The organism is Brevibacillus fluminis (genome assembly GCF_052072235.1).
Lineage (GTDB): Bacteria > Bacillota > Bacilli > Brevibacillales > Brevibacillaceae > Brevibacillus_D > Brevibacillus_D fluminis_A.
Genome location: NZ_CM125436.1, coordinates 1,554,529 through 1,571,056, shown reverse-complemented (window position 1 = coordinate 1,571,056; position 16,528 = coordinate 1,554,529). Strand labels below are relative to the sequence as shown.

11 protein-coding genes and 1 pseudogene are annotated in these 16,528 nt (G+C 50.5%); all 12 read right to left on the bottom strand.

What is annotated here, in order from left to right; translation table 11 throughout:
* Positions 1-72: 72 nt before the first annotated feature.
* Positions 73-930 (bottom strand): IS3 family transposase, encoded by an 858-nt coding sequence (locus ACTID9_RS08005; RefSeq protein WP_441065373.1) that lies wholly within the window; start codon positions 928-930, stop codon positions 73-75.
* A 14-nt stretch (positions 931-944) separates the two neighbouring features.
* Positions 945-1,643 carry a helix-turn-helix domain-containing protein gene (locus tag ACTID9_RS08000; protein ID WP_441065371.1) on the bottom strand — a complete coding sequence of 233 codons (699 nt, stop codon included), beginning with the start codon at positions 1,641-1,643 and terminating at the stop codon, positions 945-947.
* A gap of 559 nt (positions 1,644-2,202) precedes the next feature.
* Positions 2,203-2,850 carry an SMI1/KNR4 family protein gene (locus tag ACTID9_RS07995; RefSeq protein ID WP_441070680.1) on the bottom strand — a complete coding sequence of 216 codons (648 nt, stop codon included), beginning with the start codon at positions 2,848-2,850 and terminating at the stop codon, positions 2,203-2,205.
* A 205-nt stretch (positions 2,851-3,055) separates the two neighbouring features.
* A pseudogene (locus tag ACTID9_RS07990) lies at positions 3,056-4,050 on the bottom strand (IS3 family transposase); the annotation flags it as partial.
* Positions 4,051-4,479: 429 nt separating this feature from the next.
* Complete coding sequence (locus ACTID9_RS07985; RefSeq protein WP_441070679.1) at positions 4,480-4,968, bottom strand: pentapeptide repeat-containing protein; 489 nt, start codon at positions 4,966-4,968, stop codon at positions 4,480-4,482.
* A 15-nt stretch (positions 4,969-4,983) separates the two neighbouring features.
* Positions 4,984-11,055: an RHS repeat-associated core domain-containing protein gene (locus ACTID9_RS07980; RefSeq protein ID WP_441070678.1), complete on the bottom strand. Its 6,072-nt coding sequence runs from the start codon at positions 11,053-11,055 to the stop codon at positions 4,984-4,986.
* 46 nt (positions 11,056-11,101) lie between these two features.
* Positions 11,102-12,757 (bottom strand): hypothetical protein, encoded by a 1,656-nt coding sequence (locus tag ACTID9_RS07975; RefSeq protein ID WP_441070677.1) that lies wholly within the window; start codon positions 12,755-12,757, stop codon positions 11,102-11,104.
* Positions 12,758-12,868: 111 nt separating this feature from the next.
* Positions 12,869-13,027 carry a hypothetical protein gene (locus ACTID9_RS07970; RefSeq protein ID WP_441070676.1) on the bottom strand — a complete coding sequence of 53 codons (159 nt, stop codon included), beginning with the start codon at positions 13,025-13,027 and terminating at the stop codon, positions 12,869-12,871.
* A 4-nt stretch (positions 13,028-13,031) separates the two neighbouring features.
* Complete coding sequence (locus tag ACTID9_RS07965; RefSeq protein WP_441070675.1) at positions 13,032-13,328, bottom strand: ferredoxin family protein; 297 nt, start codon at positions 13,326-13,328, stop codon at positions 13,032-13,034.
* Positions 13,328-14,623 (bottom strand): FAD-dependent oxidoreductase, encoded by a 1,296-nt coding sequence (locus ACTID9_RS07960; protein ID WP_441070674.1) that lies wholly within the window; start codon positions 14,621-14,623, stop codon positions 13,328-13,330. The genes ACTID9_RS07965 and ACTID9_RS07960 overlap by 1 nt, the downstream gene beginning before the upstream one ends.
* Positions 14,607-15,638, bottom strand: coding sequence for an electron transfer flavoprotein subunit alpha/FixB family protein (locus tag ACTID9_RS07955; RefSeq protein WP_441070673.1), 1,032 nt, complete (start codon positions 15,636-15,638; stop codon positions 14,607-14,609). The genes ACTID9_RS07960 and ACTID9_RS07955 overlap by 17 nt, the downstream gene beginning before the upstream one ends.
* On the bottom strand, positions 15,635-16,465 hold the full coding sequence (locus ACTID9_RS07950) for an electron transfer flavoprotein subunit beta/FixA family protein (RefSeq protein ID WP_441070672.1): 831 nt from the start codon (positions 16,463-16,465) through the stop codon (positions 15,635-15,637). The genes ACTID9_RS07955 and ACTID9_RS07950 overlap by 4 nt, the downstream gene beginning before the upstream one ends.
* Between the last annotated feature and the right edge of the window lie 63 nt (positions 16,466-16,528).

Genomic DNA, 16,528 nt, shown 5'->3' with positions numbered 1-16,528 from the left:
AAAAACAAAAAAGTTATTCTATTACCCTCCGTTCATATGTTACAGAACGGAGGGTTTTTTCTGATCTTATGTTTATGCAGCTTGTTTTCGATACTCGTTAGGAGACAAGCCATTTAAACGCTCTGTATAGCGGTAATTGTTGTAGTAGCGGATATAACGGCTCACGTTATGAAGTACGTCTTCGTAAGTGTCGTGTTTAGCCAAATAAAAGCTTTCTGACTTAAATGTTCCCCAAAATCGTTCAACGGGTTGATTATCCAGGCATCGACTCACACGAGACATACTCTTGCTAAAACAATATTTATTCATAAGACGATTGTATTCATGTGAAGTATATTGAAAGCCTCTGTCGCTATGGAGAAGTGGAGTTACTCCTGGGTTCTTCCTATACGCTTTCTTCACCGTATCCATAACGAGTTTATTGTTGTTGGAGTGACTTAAAACCCATGAAACGACGGAGTTATCGTATACATCAACAATAGCGCTCAGATAGGCTTTACGACCATTCCCGTACTTCAACTCGGTGACGTCTGTGCACCATTTCAGATTTGGAGAATCGGCGTGAAATTCACGATTCATTACATTTTCAGCCACATGTACTTCAGAGGATTTTACGTAGTTTGGCCGTTTCTTACGAATGACGGCTTTCAATCCAAGAGCACGCATTATTCGATAATAACGCTTTTCGTTGTAATTTTTCTTGAGTTTTCGATTCAATTGTGTGCCGATTTGACGATAGCCAAGAGCGCCCTTTCGTTTGTCATAGCGAAGTTTCACTTCCTTAGCGAGTGAAAGAATGTCAAGTTCTCTGGTGGATGGCTTCCATTTTAGCCATTTATAATAGGCAGATCGAGCAACTCCAGCTAGCTCACACAGCTTCGTGATCGCGTAGCCTTTCTCCGTATGCAGTTCTTGGATCGCGTGATACAAGTCTGCATGACGAACTAACGTGAGCGTGTATTTCGTCGCTTGATCTCTGCCAACTTTTTTGCGAAGGCATTCTCCATCTCTAGGTATTCGTTTCGAGCTTCTAATTCCTTGATCCGTAGTCTTAGACGTTCCTGCTCATCGAGTTCCTCTACAGGCTTTTTGCGACCGCGATTGTCCCTAAGAGCATCCTCACTGCCTGCTTGATATTTCCGAACCCAGGCGTACACCTGCTGGTAAGATACACCGTACTTTTCGATAGCTTTCTGATAATCTAAACCATTAGCGATTGTATATTGAGCAATTTCAATACGTTCTTCGAAAGTTGTTTTACGTCCTTTATTCATACGAGATAGTCCTTTTCCCTTACGTGTAGGTTTCAATTCTATCTCATTAGTATACTTGGAAATCCATTTCCCCAAAACACTTCTACTTGAAATACGATGCTTCTTTGTCGCCTCTTCTACGGAGCAATGACCAGACAGTACATCTTTAATAGCGGCAAGCTTCAATTCTTTTGCGTATGATTTCCACGTATTCGATTCCTTTAACCCATCCAAACCATCTGCTCTATATTTTCTTATCCATTCTTTCACAGTGTGTGAGCTAACCCCTAGCTGCTTCGCTTCATAGTTTGAATTTGATTTGTGCTCTAAGCATCGCTGTACAACATGTAATTTCGTTTCAAAAGAAGTTAAACTTCTTTTAGACATCATAAAAACTCCCATCATTGTAGAAGTAGAAGTTTTGTTTTTTTCTACTGTCTACTATGATGGGAGCATATCAATGGGCCTCGGCCGGCTTTTTTTGTCGGGGTTTTGGAGCAGGGATTCGGTTTTCGCTTTTCTGTGTTAGTGACTATGATTTAACTCGTCGCGCTCCTTTGGCAATTTGTCCTAGCAATCGAATCCTTTCAACAAGCAAACTTGATATAGGTGCTCAATCCATTCTTCAAATTCCTCCGAAAGGCTACTGGCAGGAATTTTTATCAAATACCGCTCCAATATCTCTTCTACCTGCACCCTAACTTCTTCTCATTTTAACATTTATTACTTTCTCCTCTCGGGACTTGCTTGATTTCCTGATCATACGATATCTTGGGCAGAGTCCAAAGCCTCGAATCAGAGAATTTTTCGTGGAGCGCCGGGTAGTTTTTTGTGAGAAATTTCCACGTTCTTCATTTTACCGAGTTTACCACCTCTCATCCGAATGGCGGCTACAAGGCAAAAAGAAATCCCAGACGAGTAGTTGGTTACTCGTTTGGGGTAATCTGTTTTATGCGTTAGCTATCGCTTCCCGGAGCTTTGTGAATACAGAGTTTTCAACCTCAATACCATTTTCTCCTATATAATGTGACCAATCATAAACCTCAACAAATCCTATTTGAGACCATTTAAGCAACAAACCATCAACACTAGCATCTAATTCCACCCCATGTATATATGATCCCCCATCCATAACATCATGTTCTAAAAAAACGACTGAGAGTAAGTTTTTATTAATACAAAAGGCGTCCCCATTCATAAAACGAATGATTGGAATCCAATTTGGCCAATCATTTACCAAAGCTTGTAATCCCGCATTCTCCTCTAATTCATCATTATTCAACTTAGCTTCTTCGACCATTTGGAGCATTTCTAGATAAGTATCTGCGATCATTTCGGGTGAAAGTATTGTTATTCCTCCCAATTTGCAATCTTCACCATAGGTATTACTAGAAGCCATCCAATTAAATGAAACATATTGGGAACCGTATAAATACAATTCTCTTAATATTTCAGGAAAAGTAAAATCCAATTTATTTTCTATTTCTGTTAATCCATCTATTCCTAAGGGAGAAGCAAGGTTGAGTTCATCAACAGTGATTTCTGGAACCTTAGATAATTTTTCATAAGTTGATTTTACAATATTCAATATTTCCATAGTGCCTCCCTACTTTTTATACCGATGTATTCTATTATCCGACCACTCGTAATCATCCGTCATTTTGTCTGCATCTATCCATGCCTTCCAAGTGGTTTAACAAGCATCGTGTTTATGGAACCGTAGGCTACAGGTCGCCTGTTCAGTATCGCCAAGAAGCCCTTAAAAAGTTGTCTGATTTACTGTTGACAACCCAATGACGAAGACTATGGAAGTTTATCTGGTTTACGAACTTTGTTTTTATGATTTTGTAGGTGGCTTCAGCCACAGCGTTATCGTATGGACAGCCTTTCGTACTTAGGGATCGACCGATTTCAAACGTCTCCAGAAGTTCGTCTATCTTTTGATTTTTAAATTCTCTGCCACGGTCAGTATGAAACCACTGAATCTAACGTAAATCGCCCTTGATGCTCGCAAAAGCACGGGAAATCAGAGCAGCGTCCTTATTTGGACCTGCACTATGACCAATGATCTCTCGATTGAACAAATCGACCAGCACACAAATGTAATGCCATCGGTTCTGAACCATCACATAAGTCAGATCGCTGACAACGAAACGTTGGGCTTCCTCCTGCTCGAACTCACGGTCCAGAACATTCCCCGTAGTTGCTTCATTAAAAGCGGTTTTATAGGGTTTATATTGAGCCACAGTGTAGGTGGAAACGAGCCCTTGCTCCTTCATGATCCGACCCATTCGACGTCTGGAGACGACGAATCCGCGTTCCTGGAGCTTGACTTTGGTCTTTCGTGTACCGTAAGCTTTTCGATTTTTGTAGAAAATCTCCACGATCGTTTCGGTTAGATCGTCTACGTGCGGTTGTTCTTTCGCTTCATAGTAAAATGTACTTCTTGCGATTTGCAGGACGTCGCACATTGCTGATACCGAGTATTTATCAAGGTTGTTCTGGATGATAGCTACTTTCGTCCCATGATCAGCGCGGCTTGCTTTAAAATATCGACTTCCATTTTTAGGCGTTGGTTCTCTTTTCGTAAAGCGATCAGTTCATTTTCTTCTGACGAGCGATTGTCCTTCTCCTTGAAGGAGCCCGTCGTCTGAGCTTGCTTGATCCAGCGGTCTAAAGCGGAAGCTGTGAGGTCATATTCCTCCACAATTGCTGCTCTGGATTTCCCGTTTTCATAGAGTTCCACCATTTGTTTTTTGAATTCTGAGGAAAAGGTACGTCGTTGCTGTTTTGGCATTGTAGAGATCCGCTCCTTAGCATAATAGGTTTATTCTACAAGCCCTTATTTTTTCTGTCCAACTTAGTGTAACCGATCCAGGTTTGAAATTCCCCTTCCCAATAGTTGTCTATTCATTTCCTGTTTTGATCGGGCTGTTCCATAAACATCCCCCCTGTTTCTATGTAGTTATTCGCTATTATTTCACTTACGTCCTTTAAGCTTTAGTCGCTGTTGCATTTTTATTATCTATCTTGTTAGAAGTTAGTAAATAGCCATTCAAGTCTATACAACTTAACCGATGAATTTTGCGGTAAGCAACTGAAATTGGCAAGGTCTATTTTTTAGGTTGTTTTGGGGGATTATTCCCTCAGCAACCAACTGATAAAAATGGAAAAAAGAAACCCCAGACGAGTAGTTGGTTACTCGTTTGGGGTACCACTTTATATTCTATTCAACTCTTAAAGCTCCTTTGGCGATAGGGTCAAACCCTTCAGGCCAAACTGTAGTATCATTAAACTTTGCATTCTCGAAACTACTATCTTCAATTCGCTCACATAGCATAATGGCACCACGTAAATTAGCATCAGTAAATCTTGCTGCAAACACATCAGCGCGGGTTAAGTCTGCATTTTGTAGATTAGCTCCAGTAAAATTTGCTCCAATTGGTTTGCTATCCTGAAAATTCACAAATGATAGATTTGCTTGCTGAAATAATGCATTCATCAACAAGGTTCTGGACATATTTGCATAACTTAATTCAGCCCCATCTAGCTCGGCTGAACGCAAATTTGCATCTACAAGGCTCGCTCCTTTTAGTTTAGATTTAGACAGCAAGGCTCTGTGTAAATTTAAACCATCAAGGACTGCGTTTTCAAGAGTTTCCGCATCTACAAACACAGGTTCTATCTCAGAAGCAGCACTATTTATTACGATCATTTATATTCACTCCCGTTATTTATTTCCCCAGTCAGTAGGATCTATTTTGACTTTTATCCAATCGATAACTTGATCAAGTCGTCCACCTGACCATTGGACTTGTTCTATATCTTTACCAACTATCCTACTTGCGATATATCTGTGATTTCCATCCACTATTATTCCATTGCTTACCTTAATTGGTGGAGGGGCTTCGCCGTTTAGAAGGCGTTGAACATACCTTTGAACTGCAGGTAAAGATACTGCTCCTTGCTGAGTTTTTAGGGGGGCATCCTTCATAACGTTTTTAATCAATTGTTCTGAGACTTCTATTCCCTCTTTTTTACCCCCAGCTGCAAATAGACTCAAAAATAGTAAACCTACAGTCTTACTTCCTTTTACGGCTACGTTCCTTACCATCCCTCTGAGTATACCTGCAGCTCCAGAGATGTAAATTGTCGGATCTTCAAACCCTTCTAATTCCCTAATATTCCCTCTGTATAGATCATGTAATCCTGCGGCGTTGGGTATCGCATCAATACCTTTTGCATAATACTGATCATCATAAAACTCATAATCAATCTGTTGAGTACCATGGATTCTCCTAACTCCAGCTTTATCGTAGTAGTAATAGGTACCTGTTGCCCCGTCGCCACCAATGATCGCTTCATAGCCACTTGGATCAATAAACTTTAACGGATTGTTGTGCACATACGTATACCGATTCAAACTCAACGGATTATCCACTTGCCCCTTATACGTATCCTCCGTAATAAACCTTCCTACACTCGGATCATAATACCTCGCCCGCAAGTAATAAAACCGCGTCTCCGCATCATACATCTCGCCCGCATACTTAAACGGATTGTTCATCCCCTCCGTCTGGGTCAGCACATTTCCCCAGCTATCGTAGTCATAACTGTTCAGCACCGCGCCCGCCGGACTGGTCACCTTCACCACATCGCCGTGGCTGTTGTAAGAATAGAAGCCGCCCTTGCCGCTGCTTGCGTCGTTGCGGAACAACAGCTCGTTGCCCCAGACGTTTGTGGCTTTCACGACTCCATTCGCATTGAGTTCCTCGATCACCTTGCCGTTCAGATACACGTAGCGGGTTTCCTCGCCGTTGGCCTTTTTCGTGGCGCGCAGGCCGTCGTTGTTGTAGGTGAATTCTACGCTTGGCGTCGTGGTTCCCGTTGGTGTATACGACTTCAGTCGGTTGAGTGCATCGTACTTGTACGTGCCTGCCGTAGAGGCGGGCAGCTGCGTGGATTTCCACGTTTTGCGGTTGCCAAGTTGGTCGTAGCTGTAGGTTTTCTCCTCGCTGGCGAGCGTTTCCTTTTTCAGGCGGTCGACTTTGTCATAGTTGTATTGCGTCGTGACGCTGTTGCGGGTTTGGCTTGCCTGATTGCCGAACCCGTCGTAGGTATCGGTTTCGCGCCAGCCGTCGTTGTGGATGGTTTCCGTTACTTCGCCGAAGGAGTTCGTCGTCGTTTTGCGGGTGCCGCCCGGATAGGTGACCGTTGTGGTGGCGCCGGTCGGGCCTGTCGTGTAGGCATAGGTGGCGGTGCCGGCAAACAGCGAGCTGGTAACCGTCTGCATGCGTCCGGCGTTGTCGTAGGTGTAGTTGACGATGGCACTGTTGTTGTAATTGAGTGTATCCAGCAGGTCGTCGCCGTCGGTGTAGCCGAGCGTGTAGGTGCGGTTCCATTGGGTGAATTGCTTCATCCGCTGGAAGGCATCGTAGCTGTAGCTGATGCTGGTGCCGTCGCTGTTGGATTGGCTTACAAGCTTTCTTGACGTCGGGTCGTAGGTGTAGTTTTCCTGATAGACATTGACCTGCGACGGATTGGTGATGGTCAGCGAGTCGACTTCATAAAACGGCGTGTATTGGTACCGGTACGTATTGCCCTGCTTGTCTTTGTAGGTGGCCACATCGCCGCTGTTTTTGTAGGTGTATTCTTTCTTCAGGCTGCTGCCTGTGTTCGTTTCGCTCAGCAGCCACGACAGTTCGTTGTAATGATAACTGCTTGTGACCGTCCCGTTTTCCGTCACGGTGACCAGATTACCCAACGAGTCGTAATCGTAGTTGTAGACGTTGGCTTCCGGGTCGGTGATGGTCAGCGGCTTGCCGCGCAAATCGTACAAATAGCTCCAGACGCGGGAGTCGCCGGCGGCGTTTTGCATGGTTTTTTGCGTGACATGGCCAAAAGCATCCCGGCTGTACGTGGTTGTCAGCGTCTGTAGTGCATCTCCGGTTTTGTCTACGTTGCGTTCATTTTGGCCATAGCGGTCCATGATTGTGGTCAGTTCGCGGCCGTTCGGCGCTTTTTCCCGCGTAGCAGTTTCCGGCAAATAGGTGTCCGCGCTGTAAGAAGCGTTGACGCGCGCATATGTTGTCGTTCCGATCGGGTCGGTTGCGGCGGAGACGGCTCCGTCTTCGTAGTAACTGTAGGACGTTTTGCGATTTGCCAGCGCATACGGATAGACGGCGAGCAGGTGCATGGCGTCTGCTGCATACTCGTTCCACACCAGCGGGCGGCTGCTTCCGTCTGTGCCAACTTGCTGCTGCAGTTCAATTTCTCCATATGGCGTGTACGTCGTTTCCAGTCGGGATTGATCCGGCAGCGTCTTGATGATTTTCCGCGCGTTGTCCAGGTACGTGTAACGGGTTTCGCGGCGTTGGTTATCGCTGCTGATGAACGTTTCTTTCGTTTCGCGATCCAAAATGTCATATTCGTACTCGGCTCTGCTGCCATCCGGGTAGGTTCGGCTGAGCAGGTTGCCGACCCCATCGTAGTCGTAGCTGAATTGCAGTTGGCTGACTTGCCCGTTTGCCAGCTGAACGTTCATCCTCATGCTGGTTGGGTAAAGTCCCCATGCATCGTAGCTGGGGTATTGGCGCGTCAGCGTTTTGGCTTCCGCTCCCTTGCTCGTTTCCGTCACGGCCGATACCAGCTTGTTTTCATAGGCGTACGTGCGGACAAGCTGGTCTTGATAGCGCATGCCGGGATAGGAATCGGTTATCGTTTCCGTTTCGAGCAGTTGGTCCGCATTGTAGGTATAAAGTTCTTCGTGATAGTGTGACGAATTGTTTGCGGCCTGTTTTTTCAGCCGCATGAGTTTGCGATATTCCCCGGCCGCGACACTTTCGTACTCCCAGTTGGTCACGTTGTTTTTCGGATCGATTGCTTGGATTTGATCGCCGTATACATTGTACGCGAGCACTGTCTCATTCGCGTATTTTTTCAGCTCGGCGCTCGTCGGGCGCTGGCTCGTTTTGTGCAAGAGGTAATCGTAGACGCTTTGATTCAGCGATACGCCTGCGGGGGCGCTGGCCGGATCGAGAAATGTGTATTGATAGGACGGCTGCGTGTCGTTTCCTTGGTACATGTTGCTTACGTATGTGACGGGATTGTAGTGATACTGCTTGCTCCCGGCCGCAAGCTGCGTGTTGCCAGCCTCTTTTGCCTCCGTTTTCACCAAAATGAGCACGTAGTTCCCTTGGTCGTTGCCCTCGTATGTTCGCTCGATCGTGGGTGCCAGAGCCGAGCTTTCCTTCGACACGACTCGCTGCCCGTTTCTGTCGGCGGCACCGGCAAGCCGCGGAATTTTTGCTTTTGGCACTTTCCAAAATTCCTTGCTGATCATTTCATAGCTTTTGGTGAACAGGCGCTCGGAGGTGCCTTTATTCAGTGGATCGGCCTTCGGGCTGTACATGTAGTTCACCGTTGTCACGGGATTGTAGCTGACGTAGGAAAGCGCATGGTCGTCCTGATACAGCCGGACTACGCCGCGATTGAGCGGATTTTCCGCCGCAGCATTGTAGGCGCTGTATGAATAGGCCAACGATAGCCCTTGCAAAGGATACGTGACTTTTCGCAAGAGCAAATAGGAAAGTGTCGCCCGCTTTGCACGGTCCTGATCGACATAGTCCTGCGACTCGATACCGCCATAGTTGAGCGCCTCGGAAATTTCGTAGTGTTTCTCCAGGTTGAATTCCGCTTTGCCGATCACGTTCGGGTCGTGGTACTCGTATTGCGCCACCACTTGATCCGCTTGGCCGGATTGGTGCGAGACTTGCGTTACGTCCGAGAGCATGGCGTAGTTATTGTTCGTTCCCATGGTGAGACCATAGCGGACGTGCTTGACAATCGTGCCGTTTACCATCACTTTCGCGTCGGTAATGAACCCGGATGTTTTTTCCAGCAAAATTTTGCGGCCGATAGAATCGGTAATCTCGATCGGATCGGAGCTGCTGTCCGGCAGCTTGTACACGATGCGATCGCCGAACGGGTTGGTTTTCGTTACGATCAGGCCGGATGGCTCTTCCGTCCGCTGTTCGAATTCATACAAGTATCCGTCCTTTTTGAGCCGGATGCGATCGCCGTACCGGCTGGCAGTGAAGGAGATTCCTTGATAAGGGTAGTTCACCCAGCCGAGCGAGTATTGGTCAATCGGTGACCATTCCAGATTGGTCCCGTCGTCCAGCTCGATGAAATAACGGGAATCATACGTCGACAACAGCTCGTCCTTTTCCTGATAATACCCGGGTCTACTCCGCTCCACCGTTACCTGATGCGTCACGCGCTCGTATTTGGGCAGGTTGAAATCCCATCCGTTCGCAAACGGCGCATATTGATCCCGTCTGGCATTGAACGCTTTGTTGCCAACGGAATCGTTGTACCCCGGCTCGGTGATTTTGCTGTTCATGGAATGGTAGCGCCGTTGCAGGACAAAATCCATGCCATGCTTTCCTTCCAGCACAATATCCCGCTCGACCACATTTGCCGCCCGGTACATGTCGTCCACAGGCTTGGCGGTATTCCCTCTGAAATAATGCAATTTTTGGTCGCTCTGCGTATATTTGATGTCGGCGGGCGGCGTACTGGCGCCGTTTACCCCGTCATCGGTCCCGGGCGGCGGCGTTTCACCTGTGCCAGGATTCGGCTGATCGGGAGCCGGTGGGGTTACACCGCCTGTTCCTGGATCTGCCGGCTGGGCGGGAGTCGGTGGGGTTACGTCCCCTGTTCCTGGATCTGTCGGCTGATCGGGAGCCGGTGGCGGTACGTCCCCTGTTCCTGGATCTGTCGGCTGATCGGGAGCCGGTGGCGTTACACCGCCTGTTCCTGGATCTGTCGGCTGATCGGGAGCCGGTGGCTTTACCCCGCCTGTTCCTGGATCTGTCGGCTGGGCGGGAGCCGGTGGCGTTACACCGCCTGTTCCTGGATCTGCCGGCTGATCGGGAGCCGGTGGTGTTACACTGCCTGCTCCTGGATCTGTCGGCTGGTCGGGAGCCGGTGGCGGTACGTCTCCTGTTCCCGGATCTGTCGGCTGGTCAGGAGCCGGCGGCGGTACGTCTCCTGTTCCCGCAGCTGTCGGCTGGGCGGGGGCGGGCGGCGGCGTTACGTCTCCTGTTCCGCCGCCTCCTGTTTGATCCGGGGGCGGCGTGGTGCCATTATCCCCTTCCGCATTCCCCGGCTGATCCGGTGGCGGCGCGGTGCCGTTGTCTCCTTCCGCATCCCCCGGCTGATCCGGCTGCGGCGTGGTACCGTTATTCCCTTCCACATCCCCCGGCTGATCGGTTACAGGCGGCACATCTTCGCCCGCTCCTTCCTCCTCATCGATCTCGCCGGTCCATTTTTTATAGGTCGTGCTGATCAATGGCGCATATTGTTCCAAATAGCCGAACTGTTCAGGCGACAGCCCGGCGATTTCATTCATGACGTCTGCATCGCTCCAATTCAGCAGTTCAACAATTTCATCCTGCGACAGCAGGCGCTGCAGATTGGAATAAAAATAAGCGCAAATTTGCAATGTCGTGCGCTCAAACGCGCTGTTCATATCGATGACATCTTCTACCGGGAGCTGATCCCATGTCAGCTCGCGAATTTGCTCGTCGGACAAATCGGGGCGGAGCGACGGATCGCGCTCCTCATCCTGTGCGCCGGCCAGCTCGTCCGTCATCCATTCAACGGTTTCCGCGCTGCCGGACTCGTCGCTGCTTTGTTGCTCATACGGCATGTCCAGCTCTGTTGCCGACTCGCCGGCAAACATGCTCGTCACCACAAGGCTGATCAATAAATAAACCGTTACAATTTTTCTTATCATCCTATTTCCCCCAAAAACGGTTCTCGCCGATTGCTGCTTGCAAAACCTACTTCTTGATCTCGATCAAATTTCCGTTGTCATCGTATTTGCACTCGAATTTGATGACGCCATCCACTTTTACGTACTGCAGTCGATTGCGCGTATCATAGACATATTCGTACGTTCCCGGAACGGCGGCGTCTGCGAAGTCGAAGGTGAACAGCCCGCTGGTCACATCTTTGGTGGCCCCGGATATTTTGGCCTTCAATACGGTCACAGAGGCGTTGTTCACATCGTTTGCATTGCTGTGGCTGGTTGCTTTTCCGGTAAAAGCGATGGTCATTTGCGTCCCGCTATCCCGGGTCACGACAATTCCCAAACCGGCCGGCAGATTGTTGACCACCACACCGCCGGAGAGATCGGCGGCAAACGTGCCGTTCGTCAACGTGATCACCTGTTTCTCCGCAAAGCTGCCGTCATTGGCCGCAGCTTCTTTGATGATCAGGCTGCCCAGCGTTAACGCTGGGTCGGAATCGCGGAAATCAAACAGGAACGTCCCTGTCGTCATATTCGCGATAGCCCCGGTAATTTTGGATTGCAGGATGGTGACGGTTGCATTCGCCACATCGTTGGCGTTGCCATAGTTGGCAGCTTTGCCGGTAAAGGCGATGGTCAACTGCGTATTGCTGTTGCGCGTCACCGTGATCCCCAGGCCTGCCGGCAGATTGTTGACGATCACGCCACCGGACAGATCGGCGGCAAATGTGCCGTTCGTGACGAAAACGCTGAGCGTGTCCGTAATGCTGCCGTCATTGGCCGGCGCTTCTTGAATCACAGAGCTGCCCAGCGAGAGCGTCGGCTCCGGATCGAGGAAATCAAATGTAAAGTTGCCCGATGTGATGGCAAAATTGGCCCCGGTTATTTTGGCCTGTGCAATCGTGACGGAGGCGTTCGTCACATCGTTCGCGTTGGCATGGTTGGTCGCTTTGCCGGTAAAGGCAATCGTAATCTGGGTGTTGCTGTTGCGCGTCACCGTGATCCCCAAGCCTGCCGGCAGGCGATTGACGGTAACACCGCTCGACATGTCGCTGGCGAATGTCCCGTTTATCACCGTCACTTTTTGCGTGGCGATAAAGCTGCCGTCATTCGCGGCCGCTTCGGTGATAACGCCGCTTCCCAGCTGGAGGGAGATCGGATTGTACACCGTCGCCGTCAGTCTCGCATGAACGCTTCCGTTGTTGTAGCCGACGATTTTGACATAGTACGTCACTCCGCCGGTCAGCGTCGGATCGACTTGGGAAAAAGTCGTTCCGCTCGTATCGTCGTTGTACGCGATCTGATTGGTCAAAGCCGCATCCGTGTAGACATACAGCTGTGTGTCGTTTGTCCCGCCGCTGCTTGTCCCGCCGTAATAGCCGGTAAAGATGCTGTACGTCCCTGAGCTGGCCGGTTTAAAGGTAAAAACTTTGCTCGTGCCGGCCGGTGCATCGACATCGACTGGGGAATTGAGCGAAAGTACGGGCAATGGTGGCGTGTAGACCGCCGCTGTGAGCCGTGCGATGACTTTATGGTTATAGTTGCGAGGCGCGACTTTGACGTAATAAGTAACGCCGCCCGTCAACGTCGGCGCCACTTCCGAAAAGTAAGTTCCGTTCGCGTCATCGTTGTAAGCGATCTGATTCGTCAGGTTCCCATCGGTAAAAGCCAATGTCGTGTCGTTCACGCCGCTTGAACTCGTTACCCACAAATTGTATAATATGAAAAAATATACTTTTTCGCACACAAAAGCCCTCTTGACAAACGTCATCAGTCGACGCTCATCAAGAGGGCTCGCTCACGCCTGCTGCCCTTCAAACAACCTGAGCAGCTCCGCCTTCTCCCAGCTGACAAAATGATCCTCCCACAGCACCTGGACCCGGCCGCCATCTACATGCAAGACGACGCCCACAGCCCCGTCCAACACGAACACGACATGATCGCCCGCGTTGAACATACCATTACCCCAGCCTAAAGATGATCCCGTGACCACCCTTAGGGTACTCCCACTTGATGTTTTGGTGCGGGCAGCCGATTCGGCAGCTGCCGCACTCGTGACAGCCCTCGTAGCCGACATGCATCCGGACTTCCTCCCATTTGTATACCTCCGCCGGACAAAAGATCGTGCAAATTTTGTCCGGGCACTTGTCCATGCAGATGTCTGCGTCCAGCACATGCAAATGCGACTTGGTGTCGGCCTTGAAGCGGATCAGGTATTGCTTTTCCTCAATGGACTCGCCTTTTCCTTGCTCGCTCATCACTTCATCACCCTCCATGCTTTGAACAAGTCGCGCGCGATTTTGAATTTTTCGCCGGTGGTGCCGATATCACGCCAAATTTTGCGCTGCTTCTCCCATTTGGAGCTGCCGTCTACGGTAAACATCTGGCTTGCGGCCTTGTTCATCATCGGGATGTATTTCTCGAAATAATGCGGATATTTTTCGAAATGGTGTGTCGCTTCCTTGTACTTTTTCAAATCCTGGCCGACAAAGCTCTCCAGCATGCGCTCACGGTAACGGTCCAGCATTTCCTCGGAGAAATTGCTCGCTGCTTTCGCTTCCAAAATGGTTTCAGCGGCGAGCACGCCGGAAGCCATCGCCATATTCGAGCCTTCCCGGTGGATGGCATTGACCATCTGCGCGGCATCGCCGACGACCAAAACGCCATTGCCGACAACTTTTGGCATCGACTTGAGGCCGCCCTCGGGAATCAGGTGGGCCAAATATTCCTGCTGCTCGCTTCCCTGGATGTAGTTTTTGATCATGGGATGCTTTTTCACATATTCAAGCAGCTCATACGGCTTGATCTTGTGCTTGATCAGACCGGACAGCATCGCGCCTACGCCGATGTTGAGGCTGTCCTTGTTGGTGTAGAGCCATGCGGTGCCGAGAATGCCTTTGGTCGAGTCGCCGAAAATCTCCAGCGTGCAGCCTTGGTTTTCTTCGAGATTGAAGCGGTCCTCGATGATTTTTTTGTCCAGCTTGAGCACTTCCATGACGGCCAGGGCGACTTCATCGGGACGGAACTCCTTGTGAAAGCCGAGCGATTTGGCCAAGAGCGAGTTCACGCCATCTGCCAGCACGACTACGTCGGCGTACAGCTCGCCATCCGGCCGGTCCGTTCGCACGCCGACCACCTTGCCATCCTCGACGATGCACTCGAGGACGACGGTTTCGTTCACCAACAGCGCGCCTTGCTCCACCGCTTTGTCCGCGAACCATTGGTCGAATTTGGCGCGGAGCACCGTGAAGTTGTTGTAAGGCTCACGCCCCCATTCCAGCCCTTTGTAGCCAAAGGTGACCGCCGATTCCTTATCCAGCATGACAAAGCGCTGCTCGACGATCGGCCGTTCGACCGGCGCTTCCTTATAAAAGCCGGGGATGATGTCCTCCAGCGTCTTGCGGTACAGCACGCCGCCCATCACGTTTTTGGAGCCGGGGTACTCGCCGCGCTCCAGCAGAAGCACACTGGCCCCGCCCTTCGCCAGCGTATAGGCGCAGGCTGTTCCCGCTGGGCCTGCTCCGACGACAATCGCATCAAATTTTTCCGCCATACTGCACCTCTTTCTGCAAGACTTGGGCAAAGCATTGGGTCAAAAGCGGAACGATTTCGAATGCATCGCCGACGATGCCGTAATGGCACGATTGGAAAATGGCCGCATTGGGATCTTTGTTGATGGCGATGATCAAGCCTGAGTTCTGCATGCCGACGATATGCTGGATCGCCCCGGAAATGCCGATGGCAAAATAAATTTTGGGCGTGACCGTCACGCCTGTCTGACCGACCTGATGATGGTGCTCGATCCAGCCCGCCTCCACCGCATCGCGGCTGGCTCCAACTGACGCGCCGATCAGCTTGGCGAACTGGTCGATCATCTCGAAGCCTTCTTTGCCGCCCAGCCCTTTGCCGCCTGCCACGATGATATCGGCCTCGTCGAGCCGCACCTTATCCGATGCTTCCCTGACGATTTTGAGCACCTTTGTGCGCAAATCTTCCTCGCGAATATACAGCGATTCGGCGATGATGTCGCCCGTCCGCTTTTTGTCGGGCGCGAGCGCTTTCATCACTTTTGGCCGCACGGTCGCCATTTGCGGGCGATGCTTTTTGCACAAGATCGTTGCCATGATGTTGCCCCCGAATGCGGGACGGCTCGCCTCCAAAAGGCCGGTCTCCACATCCACGTCCAGCATGGTCGTATCTGCGGTCAACCCTGTCGCCAGGTCGGTCGCTACGGCGCTCGCCAAGTCTTTGCCCGTTGATGTTGCCCCATAGAGGAAAATTTCCGGTTTGTGCTTCTCCACGCAATCGATGACGGCTTTCATGTATGACTCGGTGCGATAGTCGTGATAGATCGGGTCATCGTACAAATAGACGATATCGGCGCCATACTCAATGACGACAGGTGCCAGCTTGCCAACCTCATCCCCGATCAAAATGCCTGCCAACGGGACATTCCTCTTGTCAGCCAGCTTGCGGCCCGCCCCCAACAGCTCCAGCGAAACAGGCGCGATCACGCCATCGCGCTGCTCGATAAACACCCAGACGCCCTTGTACGCTTGAAGGCTCATCGCGCCCCCTCCTTCATCCCGAACAGCTCTTTTTTCTCCCACAAAATTTCCAGCAATCGCGCGACTTGTTCCTTCGCTCCGCCTGCCAGCATCTCCCCGCCCTTCGGTTTTTCCGGCGGCCATACTTTGGCGACGATCGTCGGGGAACCTTTCAGTCCAAACAGCGTCCGATCCACATCCTCGAGGTCGTTGACCGACCAGACTACCGGCTTGTAGCGCGCGGCCCGCAGCATATTCGGCATGGTCGAGTACGGGATGTCGTTGATGTCTTTTTCCACGGAAAACAGGCACGGCAGCGTGGACCGGATCACCTCATAGCCGTCCTCGAGCTTGCGGTGAATGACACAGTACCCTTCTTCCTTGTTGACGGACTCCACCTTTTTCACGTTGGTCAACGGAGGGATGTCCAAACGGCGGGCAATCCCGGGCCCCACTTGGCCGGTGTCGCCGTCGATCGTCATTTTGCCGCAAAGGATCAGGTCGATCGGTTTGATTTTGCTGATCTTTTCCAGCGCCTTTGTCACGGTGTAGCTGGTCGCCAGCGTGTCCGCTCCGGCAAATGCCCGGTCGGTGACCAAATAGCCTTCGTCGGCGCCAATCTCGATGCATTTTTTGATCGCCTTGACCGCTGGCGGCGGTCCCATCGTCACGACGGAAACGGTGCCGCCATAGCGGGCTTTAAGCCGGACCGCCTCCTCTACGGCATGGGCATCATACGGATTCAAGATGGCGGGCGCGCTCGAACGGTCCATCGTGTTGGTTTTGGGGTTCATTTTGATGATTTTGGTATCCGGCACCTGTTTGATACAGGCAACGATATGAAGCATATGTGCATCGCTCCTTTCGCCACTGGTTCAGGCAAGGTTGTCTCTTTTTATTTTCTACTGTAT

What these genes read in the sequence shown, in the direction of transcription:
- ACTID9_RS08000 (WP_441065371.1), bottom strand. Translation starts at nt 1,643, where the DNA reads ATGATGTCTAAAAGAAGTTTAACTTCTTTTGAAACGAAATTACATGTT.
- ACTID9_RS07995 (WP_441070680.1), bottom strand. Translation starts at nt 2,850, where the DNA reads ATGGAAATATTGAATATTGTAAAATCAACTTATGAAAAATTATCTAAG.
- ACTID9_RS07985 (WP_441070679.1), bottom strand. Translation starts at nt 4,968, where the DNA reads ATGATCGTAATAAATAGTGCTGCTTCTGAGATAGAACCTGTGTTTGTA.
- ACTID9_RS07980 (WP_441070678.1), bottom strand. Translation starts at nt 11,055, where the DNA reads ATGATAAGAAAAATTGTAACGGTTTATTTATTGATCAGCCTTGTGGTG.
- ACTID9_RS07970 (WP_441070676.1), bottom strand. Translation starts at nt 13,027, where the DNA reads ATGTTCAACGCGGGCGATCATGTCGTGTTCGTGTTGGACGGGGCTGTG.
- ACTID9_RS07965 (WP_441070675.1), bottom strand. Translation starts at nt 13,328, where the DNA reads ATGAGCGAGCAAGGAAAAGGCGAGTCCATTGAGGAAAAGCAATACCTG.
- ACTID9_RS07960 (WP_441070674.1), bottom strand. Translation starts at nt 14,623, where the DNA reads ATGGCGGAAAAATTTGATGCGATTGTCGTCGGAGCAGGCCCAGCGGGA.
- ACTID9_RS07955 (WP_441070673.1), bottom strand. Translation starts at nt 15,638, where the DNA reads ATGAGCCTTCAAGCGTACAAGGGCGTCTGGGTGTTTATCGAGCAGCGC.
- ACTID9_RS07950 (WP_441070672.1), bottom strand. Translation starts at nt 16,465, where the DNA reads ATGCTTCATATCGTTGCCTGTATCAAACAGGTGCCGGATACCAAAATC.